A 16,132-nucleotide genomic window follows, 5' to 3' on the forward strand; every position below is an offset into this window, starting at 1 on the left:
TGCTCGGCCAGGTAACCGGCGAACGCGGCCGGGTCCATCGCGGTCTCGCGCGGCACCAGGTGCACCGTCCCGCCGGTGGTCAGCGCGCCGAACACACAGGTCAGACCGAAGTCGGCGGCGGGCGTGGAGACCACGGCGAACGACCCGCCGGGCACGCCGATGCGCGGCAGCATGCCGCCCAGGTAGTTCAGGACGCCGCCGTGCTCGGCGGCCACCGCCTTGGGGGTGCCGGTGGACCCCGACGTGAAGATCACGTGGTGCAGGTGCTCCGGCAGCACGTCCACCCGGGGCCGGGTGTCCGGCAGGGACGGCGGCCGGTCCAGCGTCAGCACCTGCCTGCCGTCCCCGATCAGGGGCGCGAACTCGCTCACCGTCACCACGGCGCGCACCCCGGCGGCCTCCAGCATCGCGGAGATCCGCGCCGCCGGGTACGCCGGGTCCATCGGCAGATAGCCGCCGCCCGACTTCTGGATGCCGAACAACGCGCACGCCAGGTCCGCGCCCGGCTCCAGCAGCACGCCGACCGGCTCGTCGGCGCTCACCCCGGCTTCCAGCAGCCAGTGGGCGATCCGGTTCGCGGCCGCTTCCAGCTCCGCGTAGGTCAGGGCGCGGTCGGCCCCCACCACGGCCGGCGCGCCGGGGGTCTCGTCCACCCAGCGTTCGATCAGGTGGTGCACCGCCCCGGCGGGCGGCTCCGGCGGCGGCCCGCCGGCCAGCGCCGGGCCGGTCACCGGCTCCAGCGGCACCGCGCCCACCGGCGTGTCCAGGTCGGCGAGCAGCCCGTCGAGCAGGGCGGCGTACCAGCGGGTCAGTTTGGCCGCGGTGCCCGGTTCGAACAGGTCCGTCCGGTAGGCGAGCCCGCCGCGCAGCGGCGCACCCGGCCCGTCGTCCACGACGTGCCAGCTCAGGTCGAACTTGGTGGTCAGCTCCGGCAGGTGGATCTCGGACGCCTCCAGGCCGGGCAGCTCCGCCCCGGCCACGCCGGGGACGTAGTTGAGCATCACCTGGAACAGCGGCGTGGCCGCCAGGTTCCGCTCCGGCCGCAGCCGGTCCACCACCCGGTCGAACGGCGTGCCCGCGTGCGCGAGCGCGCCCAGCGCGGACTCCCGCGCGCGGGCCAGCAGGTCGCGCCCGGTCGGGTCGCCGCCCACGTCGGTCCGCACGACCACGGTGTTGAGGAAGCAGCCCACCACGCCTTCGGTGTCCGGGTGGTCGCGGCCGGAGACCGGCACGCCGACCGCGATGTCCGCGCTCGCCGACAGCCGGGCCAGCAGCGCCTGCAACCCGGCCAGCAGCACGATGAACGGCGTGGACCGGTAGGCGGCGGCCACCGCCCTGATCCGCTCGCTCAGCTCCGCCGGGAGCTCCAGGTCCAGCGCGGCTCCGCCCGGGTCGGGCACCGCGGGGCGCGGCCGGTCGGTGGGCAGGTCGAGCACCGGCGGCAGGCCGTCCAGGTGCCCGGCCCACCAGTCCAGGTCGGCCGGGTCGGGGACCGGCGACACCTCGGCGTACTGCGCCGGGGGCGGGTCGAGCGGCGGGCGCAGGCCGAGGCGGGCGGCGTACAGGCCGGACAGCTCCGACAGCAGCAGCCCGCGCGTCCACGCGTCGGTGGCGATGTGGTGGAAGGTGAGCGAGAGCACGTGCTCGTCGTCGTCCCCAGGATCGCCGACGGTGAGCAGCACCGCCCGCATGGGCGGCTCCCGGTCCAGTGCGAACGGCGTCGCCAGGTGCCCGGCCAGCACGTCCTCGACCTCGGACCGGTCCACGCGCGCGGTGGAGACGGGCACCTCGGCGGCGTCCCGGATCACCATCACCGGCTCGGGGCCGGCGTCGTCGACCACGCCGCGCAGCACGTGGTGCCGCTCGGCCAGGTCACGCACCGCGTCCAGCAGCGCCTCCGCGCGCAGCGGGCCGCGCAGCCGCAGCGCCACCGGCACGTTGTAGGCGCTGCTGTCCGGTTCGAGCTGGGCCAGGAACCACAGCCTGGCCTGCACCCCGGACAGCGGCACCGGCCCGTCCGCCGGCGCGCGCCGCACGCGCGCCGCAGTGGCCGGACGGGGCAGCGCGGCGGCCAGGTCGGCCAGCACCGGGTGCTCGAACAGCAGCCGCACCGGCACCGCCGCGCCCAGCCGCTCCCGCAGCCGCCCGGCCACCCGGGTCGCCGCGAACGAGTGCCCGCCGAGGGCGAAGAAGTCGTCGTCCGCCCACACCTCGGCGAGTTCGAGCACGTCGGCCCAGACCTCGCCGGCCAGGCGCTCGGCGGGCGTGCCCAGCGGCACCCGCACCGCGGGCCCCGCCTCGGGCACGGGCAGCGCCGCCCGGTCCACCTTGCCGTTCGGGGTGAGCGGCAACGCCTCCAGCACGCCGATCGCGGCCGGCACCATGTAGTCGGGCAGCCGCTCGCGCAGCGCCGAGCGTACCTGTGCCACGTCCACCGTCGCGGGCGTCACCCAGGCGGCCAGGCGGCGCTCCAGGCCGTCGCCGACCGGCTGCACGTACGCCTCGGCGACCTGCGGCAGGGCCCGCAACGCCGCGGCGACCTCGCCCAGCTCGACGCGGAAGCCGCGCACCTTCACCTGGTCGTCGATCCGCCCCAGGAACTCGATCAGCCCGTTCCCGGTCACCCGGACCCGGTCGCCGGTGCGGTACCAGCCGCCGGTGAAACGCTCCGCGGTGAGGTCGGGGCGGCCCAGGTAGCCGCGGGCCACGCTCGGCCCGCCGATCCACAGCTCACCGGGCACACCGGGCGGCAACGCCCGCCCGGACGGGTCGGCCACCCGGCACACCACGTCGGCCAGCGGCCGGCCCAGCGGCGCCCGGCCCGGCCCCAGCTCGGCCAGGGCCTGGCCGGCGTCGCAGGCCAGCACCGACACCGTGGTCTCGGTGGGGCCGTAGTGGATCTGCACCTCCAGGTCCGGCCGCGCCGCCCGGACCCGCGCGACCAGGTCCGCCGGCACCGCCTCGCCGGCCAGGATCAGCAGCTTGGCGGGCAGGGCGGCCGTGCCGAGGAGTTCGAGCTGGCTGGGCACCATCTTGATCGCGTCCACCGGGTGCGCCGCCAGGCGGGCGGCGAACGCGGCCGGGTCGGTGGCCGTCTCGTGGTCGATCAGGTGGAGGGTGGCGCCCGTGGTCAGCGCGCACCACAGGTTCGTCATGCCCAGGTCGGCGGCGGCGGTGGAGACCAGCGCGAACGACGTCATCCCCGCCGGGACGACCTCGGCCACCGCGCCGAGGTAGTGCGTGATGTGCCGGTGCTCGACCGCGACGCCCTTCGGCCGTCCGGTCGAGCCCGAGGTGTAGATCACGTACGCCAGGTGCTCCGGCCGCACCGCCACGCCGGGACGCTCGCCGGACGCCTCCGCCGCGGCGGCGAGCTCGGCGCCGGTGAGCACGATCCGCGCTCCGGCGTCGGCCACCACCGCCTGGTTGCGCCGCTCCGGGTAGACCGGGTCGAGCGGCAGGTAGGCGGCGCCCGCCTTGAGCACGCCGAGCACGGCGACCACCAGCTCGGGCCGCCGCTCCAGCAGCACGCCGACCGGCTCCTGCGGCCGTACGCCGCTCTCCAGCAGCCAGTGGGCCACCTGGTTGGCGCGGCGGTCCAGCTCCGCGTAGCTGAGCGAGCCGACCGCGACCGCGTCGGGGCGCGCGTCGGCCATCCGCTCGACCAGCGTGTGCAGCGGCACGTCCACGGGCAGGCCGGCGTCCCGGCCGCGCAGGTCGTCGCCGGCCGGCAGCCGTACCGGCGCGTCGGGGTCGGTGAGCATGCCGTCCAGCAGCTCCAGGTACCAGCCGGCCAGGCGGTGCACGGTGGCCTCGTCGAACAGGTCCGTGCGGAAGCGTAACTCGCCCGAGAAACGGGTGCCGTCGTCGCCGAGCTCCAGGTTCAGGTCGAACTTGGCGGTGGGCGCGGGCGGCGTCCCGGCCTCGACCGTCAGCCCCGGCAGCGACAGCGGCGCGCCGGTGTCGTAGACGTTGAGCATCACCTGGAACAGCGGCGTGACCGCGAGGTTCCGCTCCGGCTGCAGGCGCTCCACGACCCGCTCGAACGGCGTGCCGGCGTGCGCGAACGCGTCCAGCGCCGCCGTGCGCGCCCGTGCCAGCAGCTCGGCGCCCGTCGGGTCGCCCGCGGTGTCGCCGCGCACCACCAGCGTGTTGATGAAACAGCCGACGACCCGCTCGGCGTCGGGGTGGTGGCGGCCCGCGTGCGGCACGCCGACGGCGATGTCGTCCACGCCGGACAGGCGGCTCAGCAACGCCTGCAACCCGGCCAGGAACACCATGAACGGCGACGTCCCGGCCACCGCGCGCACCTTCGCCGACAACGCCTCGGGCACCTCCACCGCGACCGCCGCCCCCTCCCACGTGGGGACGGCCGGGCGCGGGCGGGCGAGCGGCAGGTCGAGCACCGGCGGCAGGCCCGCCAGGTGGGCGGCCCACCAGTCGAGGTCGGCGTCGGGCCGCCCGGCCTCCCACGCGGCCACGTCCGCGTACTGCAGGGCCGGGGGAGCGGGGGGCGGCTCCAGGCCGAGGCGGGCGGCGTACAGGTGGGCGAGATCGTCCAGCAGGACGCGTTCCGACCAGGCGTCGGTGGCGATGTGGTGCAGGGTGAGCGCGAGCACGCACTCCTCGTCGCCGAGCCGGTAGAGCGTGGCCCGCAAGGGCGGCTCGGCGTCCAGCCGGAACGGCCGCCAGGCGTGGTCGGCCAGCTCCCGCTCCAGCTCCGCCGGGCCGGCGGCCACCATGTCGACCACGGGCACCGGCACGGCGGCGACGGGCCGCACGCGCCCGTCCTCGATGACGCCGCGCAGGATCCAGTGCCGCTCGGCCAGGTCCGCCACCGCGCCGGTGAGGGCGGCGACGTCCACCGGGCCGCGCAGCCGCAGCGTCAGCGGCACATTGTAGGCGGGCGTGCCCGGTTCGAGCTGGGCCAGGAACCACAGCCGCTCCTGCGCCGGCGACAGCGGCATGTCCGCGGCCGACGTCGCCGGGATCCGGGGGACGGCGGCCTGCTCCTTCTGCTTCAGGGCGGCGGCGAGCCTGGACCGGACGAGTTCGGCGATCCGGTCCTCACGTACCTCGGTCATCCCTCGTTCCCCTCCATCAGGTCGGCGGCCAGCAGTTCCTCCAGCGCGGCGGCGAAGTCGGCCAGCACCGGCCGGTCGAACACCAACCGCACGGGCACGGTGACCTGCAACATCTCGCGCAGGCGGGCGGCCACCCTGGTCGCGGCGAACGAGGCTCCGCCGAGGGCGAAGAAGTCGTCGCCGGCCCAGACCTCGGGCCGTTCGAGCACCTCGGCCCAGACGGCGGCCACCAGGAGCTCGGCCTCGGTGGCCGGCTCGACCCGCGCCGGGGCCGGGCCGGCGTCCGGCTCGGGCAGCGCGTGGCGGTCCACCTTGCCGCTGGGCAGCGTGGGCAGGGCCGGCAGCGCGACCCAGCGGCGCGGCACCATGTGGCCGGGCAGCCGGGACCGGGCGTGCCGCTCGACCGCGGCCAGGTCCGCCGTCTCCGGCGCGACGTAGCCGACCAGGTGGGCCTGCGCGTCCGTGCCCGCGACGGTCACCGCGGCCTCGGCGACCTCGCGCAGCACGGCCTCGACCTCGCCCAGCTCGATCCGGTAGCCGCGGACCTTCACCTGGTGGTCGCGGCGGCCGTGGAACTCCAGAGTCCCGTCCGGCCGCCGGCGGGCCAGGTCGCCGGTGCGGTAGCAGCGACCGTCCGGCGTGAACGGGTCGGCCACGAAGGCGGCCGCGGTCAGGTCCGGACGGCCCCGGTAGCCGCGGGCCACCCCGGCGCCGCCCAGCAGCAGCTCGCCGACCGCGCCCGGCGGCACCAGCCGCAGCCGCGCGTCGACCACGTACGCCCGCTCGCCCGGCATCGGCGACCCGATCGGCACCCGGTCGCCCTCGTGCGCGCGCACCCGGTGCAGCATGGAGGTGACGGTGGTCTCGGTGGGCCCGTAGGCGTTCCACAACTCGCCGACGCGCAGCAGGATCTGCTCGGCCAGCGCCGGGTCCAGCGCCTCCCCGCCGGCGACGGCGCGCAGCGCGGGGTCACCCGCCCAGCCCGCCGCGATCAGCATCCGGTACGCGGTCGGCACCAGGTCGATCACCGTGGCCGCGCTGGTGGTGATCAGCTCCGCCAGCGCGTGCCCGTCGGTGGCCGTGGCCCTGTCCACCACCACCGACGTGCCGCCGGCGGCCAGGACGCTCCACAGCTCGGAGGCGGAGACGTCGAAGCTCAGCGGCGCGACCGCGGGCTGCACGTCGGCCGGGCCGAGGCGGAGCGTCGAGATCATCCCGGCCACGAGGGCGGCCAGGGCGCCGTGGGCGACCTCGACCCCCTTGGGGGCGCCGGTGGAGCCGGAGGTGTAGGTGACGTACGCCAGGTCCTCGGCGCGCACCTCGGGAAGGTCCGCGCGGGAGCCCGCCGCGAGCCGGTCCACGTCGAGCGTCACCGGCCCGTCCTCGCCGGGCGCCGTCTCCAGGGGCGTCCCACTGCGGGTGAGGACCACGCGGGCGCCGGCGTCCGCGGCCAGCAGGCGCAGCCGCTCGGCCGGGTGTTCCGGGTCCAGCGGCAGGTACGCCGCCCCCGCCCGCCACACGCCCAGCAGCGCCGCGGGCAACATCTCGTCCCGCGGCACGTGCACGCCGACCACGTCGCCGCGCGACACGCCGTGCGCCAGCAGCCCGGCCGCGATCCGGTCGGCGCGGTCGTTCAGCTCGGCGTGGCTCAGGGCGACGCCGTCCGGGCCGACCACCGCCGTGCCCGCCGCGCCACCCGCGTTCGCCGCGAGCGACAGCGGCACCGGAGGCAGGTCGTCCGGCAGCCGGGGGCCGGCCGCGCGGGCCAGCAGCGCGGCGCGTTCGTCCGGGGTGACCGGCTCGAACGTGGCGATCGTCAGGTCCGGCTCGGCCACCACGCGCCGCAGCAGCCACAGCAGCCGGTCCAGGTACGCCCCGGCCGCCTCCCGGCCGAGCAGCGCGACCGCGTACTCCAGGTGCAGCTCGGCGCCGGCGGCCGTGCGGTTGACGAGCACGCTGAACTCGTGCACCGCCGCGCCCGGGCCGACCTCGGTCAGCAGTTCCAGGCATCCGGCGCGCACCGGCACCTCGGCGTGCTGCATGGCCAGCAGCACCGGGGCGCGGGGCACGTCGGCGGGCGGGACCTCCTGGTGGACCAGCGCCCGCGTGGCGGCCTGCCCGGCCTGCCGGACCAGGTCGCGGAAGGTCGGCGCGGCGTCCGGCCGCAGCCGCACCGGCACCGTGTCGATCAGCGGCCCGACGACCCGGGCCAGCTCCGGCCGGGCGCGCCGCGCCGCGACCATGCCGACCAGCGTGTCCGGCTCCCCGGCGGCCAGGGCGAGCGCGGCCAGGTACACGGCGTACGGGGTCGCGCCGCACGCGCGGGCCAGCGCGGCCACGCCGTCCGTGAACTCCTCGGTGAGCGGCCTGATCACCCGGCATGTCGTCAGGTCGCCGGGCGGCGGCCCCGCCACCGGCGCCCCCGCCAGCTCGTCGCGCCAGAACTCCCGCAGCCGCGCGAGGTCGGGCCGGTCCTCCTGCTCGCGCACCGCCACGTCGCCGAGCTGCACCGCCGGCTCGGGGACGGGCTCACCCGCCAGCTCGGCGGCCAGCTCGTCCATCAGCACGCCGGTCGAACCGCCGTCGAAGGCGATGTGGTCCGTCACGAGCACCAGCTCGGCCACGCCCTCTCCGACGGGGCACAGGCTCGCGCGCAGCAACGGCACCTCGGTCGTCACGTCGAACACGTGCTCCACCGCCGCCCGGGCCACCTTCACCGGGTCCGCGCCCGCCGGATGCTCGACCAGGGGAACGGCGACGGGCGGGTGCACGACCGCGTACGGGACGCCGTCCCCGCCGACGGAGATCGTGCTGCGCAGGGCCTCGTGCCGGCGCAGGACCGCGTCCAGCGCCCGGCGCAGCGGCGCGCTCCCGCTCAGGTCGCGCACGCGCAGCCGGATCGACACGGTGGTGACCGGGCTGTGCGGATGGAGCTGGCGCAAGGTCCAGAACTCGCGTTGCGCGGCGGTGAGCGGGTGCCGGGTCCGGCCGGTCCGCCGCACCGGAGCCGATCCCGGCTCGCGCAGGCGCGCCGCCAGCCCGGCCGCGGTCGGCTCGGTCAGGAACGTCGCCAGCGGCACGGTGTGCCCGAGCCGCCGGGACAGCTCGGTCACCACCCGGGCGGCGGCCAGCGAGTGCCCGCCCAGGTCGGCGAACCGGTCGTGCACGCCCACCTCCGGCAGGCCCAGCACGTCCGCGATCACCTCGGCGACCTGGCGCTCGTCGTCCGTCCGGGGCGCGACCGGCGCCGCGCTCCCCGTCCGGGCGGCGCCCAGCTTGGGCAGGGCCGCGCGGTCCACCTTGCCGGTGGGGGCGATCGGCAGGTCGCCGGTCACGCCGATCCTGGCCGGGACCAGGTGGTCGGGCAGCCGGTCACGCAGCCAGTCGCGCAGCTCGGGCTCGGTCACGCCGGAGGCGGCCACGTGCGCGACGAGGTAGGCGATGCCGTCGTCGTCGGTGTGCGCCAGGACGACGGCGCGGCGCACCGCGGGATGGCGGTCCAGCGCCGACTCGACCTCGCCCAGCTCCACCCGGTAGCCGCGGATCTTGACCTGGTCGTCGGCGCGGCCCACGTAGCGCAGCTCGCCATCCACCCGCCGGACCAGGTCGCCGGTGCGGTAGACGCGGGTGCCGTCCGGGTCGGTGCCGAACGCCTGCGAGTCGTGGCCCAGGTAGCCGCGGGTCACGTTCGGGCCGCCGATCCACAGCTCGCCGACCTCTCCCTCGGGGACCGGGTTGCCGGCGGCGTCGCGCACGCTGAGCAGCGCGTTCGCCATCGGCCCGCCCAGCGGCGGGTCGCCCTGGTGGTCGCGGCTCACCTCGAACAGGGTGGAGCCGGTGGTGCACTCGGTGGGGCCGTACATGTTGAGCACGCGGCGCACACCGGGGTTGGCGTACACGCGCGCGACCAGCGCGGCGGTCAGCCGCTCGCCGCCGGACAGCACCATGCGCACGCCGTCCGGCAGCGGCTCGCGCAGCAGCACCGACAGCGCGGACGGGACGCCGAAGACCGTGCGCACCTCGTCGCGGGCCGGCAGCGTCGGCAGCGCCAGGACGTTGTCCGCCATGATCACGGTCCCGCCGGCGAAGAGCGGCGTGAAGATCTGGGTGATCGAGGCGTCGAAGCAGATGGAGGAGCCGGCGAGCATGCCGCTCAGCTCCTCGGCGGTGTAGGCGGACGCCTCCCAGCGCACCAGGTTCAGGGTGTTGCGGTGCTCCACGACCACGCCCTTGGGACGGCCGGTGGAGCCGGAGGTGTAGATCACGTACGCGGCGTCGCCCGGCTCGCCGGGCACCCGCGGCCCGTGCGCGGCGGGCGTCACGTCGTCGACGAGCACGGTGTCCGCGCCGGTCGGCGCCGCGGTCTCGCGCCGCGCCGCCGAGGTGACCACCGCGGTCATGGCGGCGTCCTCGGCCATGAAACGTAAGCGCTCGGCCGGGTAGGCCGGGTCCAGCGGCACGTAGGCCGCGCCCGCCTTGAGCACCCCGATCAGCGCGGGCACCAGCCACTCGTCGCGGTCGAGGCAGATGCCCACCAGGTCGCCGCGTCCCACACCTCGCGCGGCCAGGGCGTTGGCGATCCCGTTGGCCCTGCGGTCGAGTTCGGCGTAGGTCATCCGGCTCGTGCCCGCGACGACGGCGAGGCGATCGGGTGTCCGCCGGCACTGCGCCTCCAGGGCCTCGTGGAGGCGTCCCGGCGAGTCGGTGGGAGGGCGGTTCGCGCCCGTCACATCCGTAGTCATGTGTCCTCTTTCCAGCAAAGGTCAAACGTGCCCGGGTGGGCGGTATGGAACAGCCCGTTCCTCGGGACGGCACGCGGGCCCGGGCGAGGTCGTCGCTGGGCGCGTGGGGTCGTGCGGGGTCGTGCGGGCGGTTCAGTGTCGCGCGGTCGGCGGGTGCGGCGGGGGGCATTCGCGGCAAATGTCGTGTTCTGCGGTTACCGCTCCTTTCGCCCATGGTCGTCCGCGCAACAGCATCGGTGACCCGGCTTGCCGCTGACTTGGAACCTGCCATGATCTTGCTTGCAGGAGGGCGCGTCGTCGGCCGGTGGGCGCGGGATGGCTCGGCAGGCGGTCAGCGACGTCCCGGCGCCCGGCGTCGGCCGGAGCGCGCGAACCTCCTGGACCGGCGACAGGCAGACCCCCGGCTCCGGACATGGGCGAGGAGTGCGGCCTTCTCGCCACTGCTCCGGAACGCCACACCGACATGATCCTCTTCGCCGGGGCGGTCCCGCAAACGGGGTCGAAAGGCGCGAAAGAGGGCGAAATGTAAGGGTCCTGTTGACATCCGGAGAAGGGTTCTCGTCAACCCCGCGCAACAGAAGGCGCGGACGGGCAAGCACATCCGTCGCGGGACCTCACGGGACGGTGAGGTCGGGAGCCGCGACGGGAAAGGCCCTGGGGTGCTGGCGCAGAGGAGGGCTCGGAAAAAGAGGCCCCCGCCGGGGTCGGGCCCCGGCGGGGGAGGGGCGACGTCACGGACGTCGTGGCGTGCGTGCTCAGGGGCGGCGTCACGGACGCCGTGGTGTGCGTGGTCAAGGACGGCGTGGCCGCCCGCACGCGGCGCCGTGGCGTCCGGGCCCTGCTCCTGCCCGTGATGGCCAGGCCGCCGACGCGGCCGACGGGCAGGAGAGGACGGACGTCACGCGGCGGCGACGGGTCGTGATCAGCCGGTGTACCGCGGCTTGACGGCGACCGGCTCCCTCGGCCCCGCCGTCTGCTCCACCGTGGGCCGGCCTTCGGCGGGCACCGGGGAGGGCGCCGCGGAGGGGCCCGCCGCGGGCACTGCTGCGGGCACTGCTGCGGGCACTGCGGCGGGCTTCTTGGGCTCGGCCGAGGCCGTCCCCGAGAGCCCGGCGAGGCCCGCCGCGAGCGCCAGCGCCGCGACGCCGCCGACCAGCATGGTTCTGATCTTCATAGGGTTCCTCTCATCCTTCGAACAGGGCCTCAGCCCTTGACGACGACCGGAGTGCCGATCGCCAGGTTCTTCGCCATCCAGGTGATGTCGTCGTTGCTGACCCGGACGCAGCCGTGGCTGGCCCGCGTGCCGATGGCGGACGGCTTGTTCGTCCCGTGGATCGCCAGCTGGCCGGGGCCGCCGGCGAAGCTCTTCAGCACCGGCGAGAAGCCGCTCAGCCCGAAGGCGTACGCGCCGTAGGCCCCGCCGTCGCCGGTGGGCCTCACCAGCTCGGTGAAGAAGTAGCGGCCCGGCGGCGTCGGCGTCCCGGCCTCGCCGGTCGCGACCTTGCCCGTCCTGACCGGCCGGTCGCCGTCGTAGACGGTGAAGCGGAACGCCGCGCGGTCGATCTCCACGCGGTGGGAGGTCTCCGCGAGCGTCACGTCGGCGGCCTTGATCCAGCCCTTGCTGCCGTTGGGCCGGATCGGCAGCAGCACCTGGAGCCAGTCGCCCTCGTCGCGTTCCACCAGGAAGACGCGCGTCGCGCCGTAGTCGTTGGGGCTGGTGATCGTCCTCTGGGCCGCGCGCTGTCTGTCCCGGTAGATCGTGATCCGGGCCCCCTTGACGCTCGCGATCTTCGATCCGGCGCCGCCCGCCGGCTCGGTGCGCGCGATGGTGCCCGCCGCGGTACCCGCCGCGGTGCTCGCCGTGGTGCCCGCCGTGGTGCGCGCGGGGTCGGGTCGTACGGCACTGCCTGCGCTGCCCGCGCAGCCCGCCAGCAGGAGGGCGAGTGCCGTCGCCGCGGCCGTACGAAGCAGGTTGGTTCTCACCCGGCGCAGCCTGGCGGCAGAATGTGTGGAACCTGTTTGCCTGTCATGCGGATCCCGTATGCACTCGCGCAGTGCGCATAACCTCGGGCCATGTGCGCGTACGTGCTGGTCGCCGAGGACGACCCCAAGCAGGCCGAACTGCTCAGGCGCTACCTGGAGCGCGAGGGCCACGAGGTCCGCGTCGTGCACGACGGACGTTCGGCGATCGACGAGGCCCGGCAGGGGGACCCCGCCCTCGTGCTGCTCGACGTGATGATGCCGAAGGTCGACGGCCTGGACGTCTGCCGGGTGCTGCGCGCCGAGTCCGACCTGCCGATCCTGATGCTGACCGCCCGGTCCACCGAGGACGACCTGCTGCTCGGGCTCGACCTCGGCGCCGACGACTACATGACCAAGCCGTACAGCCCGCGCGAGCTGATGGCCCGCGTGCGCACGCTGCTGCGCCGCACCGGCAGGGCGCCCGAGACCGGCCGGCTGTTCCGGGCGGGCGACCTGGTCGTCGACCCGGTCAGGCACACCGTCACCGTGGCGGGCACGCCGGTCGACTGCACGCTCGCGGAGTTCCGGATCGTCGAGACGCTGGCCGCCGAGCCGGAACGGGTGTTCACCAGGAAGCAGCTGCTGGAGCGCGTCCACGGCTTCGACCGGTTCATCACCGAGCGCACGGTCGACGTGCACGTGATGAACCTGCGCAAGAAGATCGAGCCCGACCCGCGCCGCCCGTCCCGGCTGCTGACCGTGTACGGCGTCGGCTACAAGCTGACCCAGGCATGAGGTCGCTGTTCGTCCGGCTGCTCACCAGCTCGGCCGTCGTGGCGGTCTGCTCGATCACGGCGACGGCGTGGCTGGCCGCCAACAGCACCTCCGGCGCGATCCAGCGCGAGCAGGGCCAGACGCTGGCCAGCGACGCCCAGATCAACAACAGCCTGCTCGGTTACGCCTCCCGCCATCCCGACTGGTCCGGCGTCGCCGCCACCGTACGCGACCTCGCCGCCGCCAACAGTCGCCGCGTCGCGCTGACCACCGAGAAGGGCGCCCTCATCGCGGACTCGGCGGCCGCCGGGACCCCGCTGCCCGCCCGGGTGTCGGCCGTCGTCGATCCGCTGGCCGTGGACGTGACCCTGGTGCCGGGGGCGGCCGAGGACCGCATCGATCCGCGCGCGGTGGGCCCCTTCCTGCTGCCCGACCGTGACCGGGCCCGGCTGGGGAAGGCCGCCGACGCCTACGCCGCCTGCATGAGACGCACCGGGCAGCCCGTCCGGACGAGCGTCTCCCACACCGGCCGGCCCTCCGTGACGACGACCGGCGAGGGCGTCCCGCAGGAGCCGAGCCCGGCCCCGGCGGTGACGGCCCCCTGCGACGCGGTCACCTTCAACACGCCGACGCGCACCGAGAGGGCCGCGTTGAAGCAGCTCAACGTGCTGGTCGGCAGATGCCTGAAGGGCAAGGGCGCGGAACGCGGCTCGGTCGGCATCGACCTCACCTGGGTTCCCAAGGAGAAGCGGCCGGCGTCCTCGGAGGCCGAGCCCGGCCAGACGATCTCGTCCTGCATCGTCGCCGCCCGCAAGGAACAGCTCGACCCCTACGTCGCCCCCGCCGCCTACCTGTACATCGGATCCCCGGCAGAGGCCACCGGCCCGCGCATCCCGCTGCCCTCGATCGCCGGCGCCGCCCTCCTCGTGCTCGTGCTGACCGTCGGCGTCAGCGTCATGGCGGCCAGGCGCCTGGTCGGCCCGGTCAACGCGCTCACCCACGCCGCCCGGCGGATGCGCGACGGGGACAGCTCCGCCCGCGTCCAGGTCAGGACGACCGGCGAGATCAGCGAGCTGGCCACGGCGTTCAACGAGATGTCCGAGCACCTCCAGCGCATGGAGGAGCAGCGCAAGGCCATGGTCAGCGACGTCTCCCACGAGCTGCGCACCCCGCTGAGCAACCTCAGGGGCTGGCTGGAGGCGGCACAGGACGGCGTCGCCGAGCTGGACCCCGCGCTGATCGCCTCCCTGGTCGAGGAGCTCCTGCTGCTGCAGCACATCGTGGACGACCTCCAGGACCTCGCCCTCGCCGACGCGGGCAAGCTGCGCCTGCACCTCGAACCCGTGCACCTCGGCGACCTCCTCGACCAGGTGGCCACCGCCCACCGAGGCCGCGCCGAGGCCGCCGGGCTCACCCTGACCACCGGCATCACCGGCGCCCCCACCCTGACCGCCGACCCCGTACGACTCCGCCAGGCCATCGGCAACCTCGTCACCAACTCCCTGCGCTACACGCCGGCCGGCGGGCACATCACGCTGGCCGCCCGCCAGGACGGCGACCACGTGGTCATCGAGGTGACCGACACGGGGATCGGCATCCGCGCCGAGCACCTGCCGCACGTCTTCGACCGGTTCTGGCGGGCGGAGAAGTCCCGCAACCGCCGCACCGGCGGCAGCGGCCTCGGCCTCGCGATCGTCCGCGACCTGGCCGAGGCGCACGGCGGCACCGCCACGGCCGCCAGCACCCCGGGCGTCCGCACCACCTTCACCTTGCGCCTTCCGGCACGACCGTGATCCTGTGAGGAAACGTCCTAGGGTGACGGGGATGACGGGATCGGCGGTGGGCGTGCGCACGCAGGAGCAGATGCGGCAGCGGAACCTGAGCGAGGTGCTGCGGCGCGTCCACAACGAGGGGGCGGTGTCACGCGCCGCGCTCGGCCGCCGGATGGGTCTCAACCGCAGCACCATCATGGACCTGACCGCCGAACTCGCCGCGGCCGGGCTCGTCCGCGAGGGCGTGCCGGCCGGGCGGGGGCGGGCGGGGCGGCCGTCCATCGTCGTCATGCCCGAGCCGGGCACGGTGTACGGGCTGGCGTTCGACGTCGCCGTGGACCGGCTGGTCGCGGCCCGCGTCGGGCTGGGCGGCCGGGTCCTCGACCGCAGGGAGGCCGTCCGCGCCCGCGCCGGGGTCGACCTGGAGGACGTCGTCGGGGTCCTGGCCGCGTTCGGCCGCGAGCTGGTCGCCGGGGCCGGGCCGGGCTCGTTGTGCGTGGGGGTGGGCGCCTCGTACTGCGGGCTGATCAGGCGGACCGACGGCACCGTGCGGTACGGGCCGCACCTCGGCTGGGTGGACCAGGCGTTCGGCGCGGAACTCGGCGCCGGGCTCGGCCTCGGGCTGCCCGTCGAGGTGGGCAACGAGGCGCACATGGGGGCGATCGCCGAGCACGTGCGCGGCGCGGGACGTGACGCCGACAACCTCGTCTACCTGCACGGGGACGTCGGCGTCGGCGGCGGGATCATCGTCGGCGGCGAACTCCTGGACGGCGACACGGGCTACGGCTGCGAACTCGGGCACATGCTGGTCAACCCGTTCGACGGCCGGCCGTGCCTGTGCGGGTCGCGCGGCTGCCTGGAGGCCGAGGTGGGGGAGGAGGCGCTGCTCGACTACGCGGGACGGTCCGGCGACCTCGTCGGCCGCGACGGCATCCGGTCCGTCGTCGCCCTCGCCCGCGCCGGTGACGCCAGGGCGCGGGACGCCCTCGACCGCGTCGGCGACTGGCTCGGCGTCGGCGTCGTCAACCTCATCAACCTGTTCAACCCGGCGCTCGTGGTCTTCGGCGGGATGCTGCGCGACGTCTATCCGGGCGCCGAGTCGCGCGTCCGTGCCCGGATCGACGCGCACGTGCTGCCGGTGTCGCGGGAACGGGTCCGCCTGGCCGTGACGGCCCTGGGCGACGACACCACGCTCGCCGGAGCCGCCGAACTCGCCTTCGCCGGTCTCCTGGACAACCCCCTCACCACCTTGGCCGCCCTTCGCTGAGCCGGCCGTCCGTCGATCGCGGCGGGCGCACGCGCCCCCGGTTCGATCCGCGGGCCCGGGGGGCGTGCGTCTCACGGGGTCAGGCGTAGAGGAAGTAGTAGCTGTACTTGCTCTCCCACTGGCATGAATAGTCGTCCCACCAGTTCTGGTCGACGCCCTGGGTGCCGATCCGCTCGCACTCCGCGTGCTCCCTGAAGACGCCCGCCAGTCTCTCGGCGTTCGCCGGGGCGGCGCCGATCGTCAGCGACACTCCAAGGACCATGACGGCCGAGACGAGAACAGCGCGTGCCTTTCGCATTCGTCCTCCTGCGACTGGGGAGATCATGTCGGTGGACATTATCACTCACGGCTCCGGTGGGATTGTCGCGGCGGAATCACCGGCCGCCGGGTCATGAAACTTTCATCGGCGTGAAAGACGCCGTGGGGGTGTATCCGACCGGCTGTGCATGCCATGGATGATCTGGGGCCGTCTCCGTGCCTTACGGCCCCAAAGTACGATTTATGCCGCTTTCCCGTTCTAAGGGAAACGAA

9 protein-coding genes are annotated in these 16,132 nt (G+C 75.1%); 4 read left to right on the forward strand and 5 right to left on the reverse strand.

What is annotated here, in order from left to right:
• Positions 1–5,084, reverse strand: a 5,084-nt coding sequence (locus ACFYUV_RS39570) for an amino acid adenylation domain-containing protein (RefSeq protein WP_387678364.1), incomplete at its 3' end; no start/stop codon positions are given.
• Positions 5,081–9,826, reverse strand: a complete 4,746-nt coding sequence (locus ACFYUV_RS39575; protein WP_387678367.1) for an amino acid adenylation domain-containing protein — start codon at positions 9,824–9,826, stop codon at positions 5,081–5,083. The genes ACFYUV_RS39575 and ACFYUV_RS39570, both read right to left, overlap by 4 nt.
• A 751-nt stretch (positions 9,827–10,577) precedes the next feature.
• Here ACFYUV_RS39575 and ACFYUV_RS39580 point away from each other — a divergent pair.
• Positions 10,578–10,748, forward strand: coding sequence for a hypothetical protein (locus ACFYUV_RS39580; protein WP_387678370.1), 171 nt, complete (start codon positions 10,578–10,580; stop codon positions 10,746–10,748).
• On the opposite strand, the gene ACFYUV_RS39585 is transcribed toward ACFYUV_RS39580, so the two are convergent.
• Both ACFYUV_RS39585 and ACFYUV_RS39590 read right to left on the reverse strand, forming a co-directional pair.
• On the reverse strand, positions 10,749–11,000 hold the full coding sequence (locus tag ACFYUV_RS39585) for a hypothetical protein (protein WP_387678373.1): 252 nt from the start codon (positions 10,998–11,000) through the stop codon (positions 10,749–10,751). It abuts the gene before it with no gap.
• A 29-nt stretch (positions 11,001–11,029) separates the two neighbouring features.
• Positions 11,030–11,809 (reverse strand): L,D-transpeptidase, encoded by a 780-nt coding sequence (locus ACFYUV_RS39590; RefSeq protein WP_387678376.1) that lies wholly within the window; start codon positions 11,807–11,809, stop codon positions 11,030–11,032.
• A 90-nt stretch (positions 11,810–11,899) separates the two neighbouring features.
• Between ACFYUV_RS39590 and ACFYUV_RS39595 the strand changes: the two genes are divergently transcribed.
• The 3 genes from ACFYUV_RS39595 to ACFYUV_RS39605 are packed head-to-tail and all read left to right on the forward strand — an operon-like array spanning position 11,900 to position 15,601.
• Entirely contained in the window at positions 11,900–12,583 is a 684-nt protein-coding gene (locus tag ACFYUV_RS39595; RefSeq protein WP_358301322.1) for a response regulator transcription factor, read from the forward strand.
• Positions 12,580–14,355, forward strand: coding sequence for a sensor histidine kinase (locus tag ACFYUV_RS39600; RefSeq protein WP_387678379.1), 1,776 nt, complete (start codon positions 12,580–12,582; stop codon positions 14,353–14,355). The genes ACFYUV_RS39595 and ACFYUV_RS39600 overlap by 4 nt, the downstream gene beginning before the upstream one ends.
• Before the next feature lie 31 nt (positions 14,356–14,386).
• Positions 14,387–15,601, forward strand: coding sequence for an ROK family protein (locus ACFYUV_RS39605; RefSeq protein WP_387678382.1), 1,215 nt, complete (start codon positions 14,387–14,389; stop codon positions 15,599–15,601).
• A gap of 79 nt (positions 15,602–15,680) precedes the next feature.
• On the opposite strand, the gene ACFYUV_RS39610 is transcribed toward ACFYUV_RS39605, so the two are convergent.
• On the reverse strand, positions 15,681–15,899 hold the full coding sequence (locus ACFYUV_RS39610) for a hypothetical protein (RefSeq protein WP_352356146.1): 219 nt from the start codon (positions 15,897–15,899) through the stop codon (positions 15,681–15,683).
• Positions 15,900–16,132 lie beyond the last annotated feature (233 nt).

The organism is Nonomuraea sp. NPDC003560, from assembly GCF_042878785.1.
In the GTDB taxonomy this organism is placed as follows: Bacteria; Actinomycetota; Actinomycetes; order Streptosporangiales; family Streptosporangiaceae; genus Nonomuraea.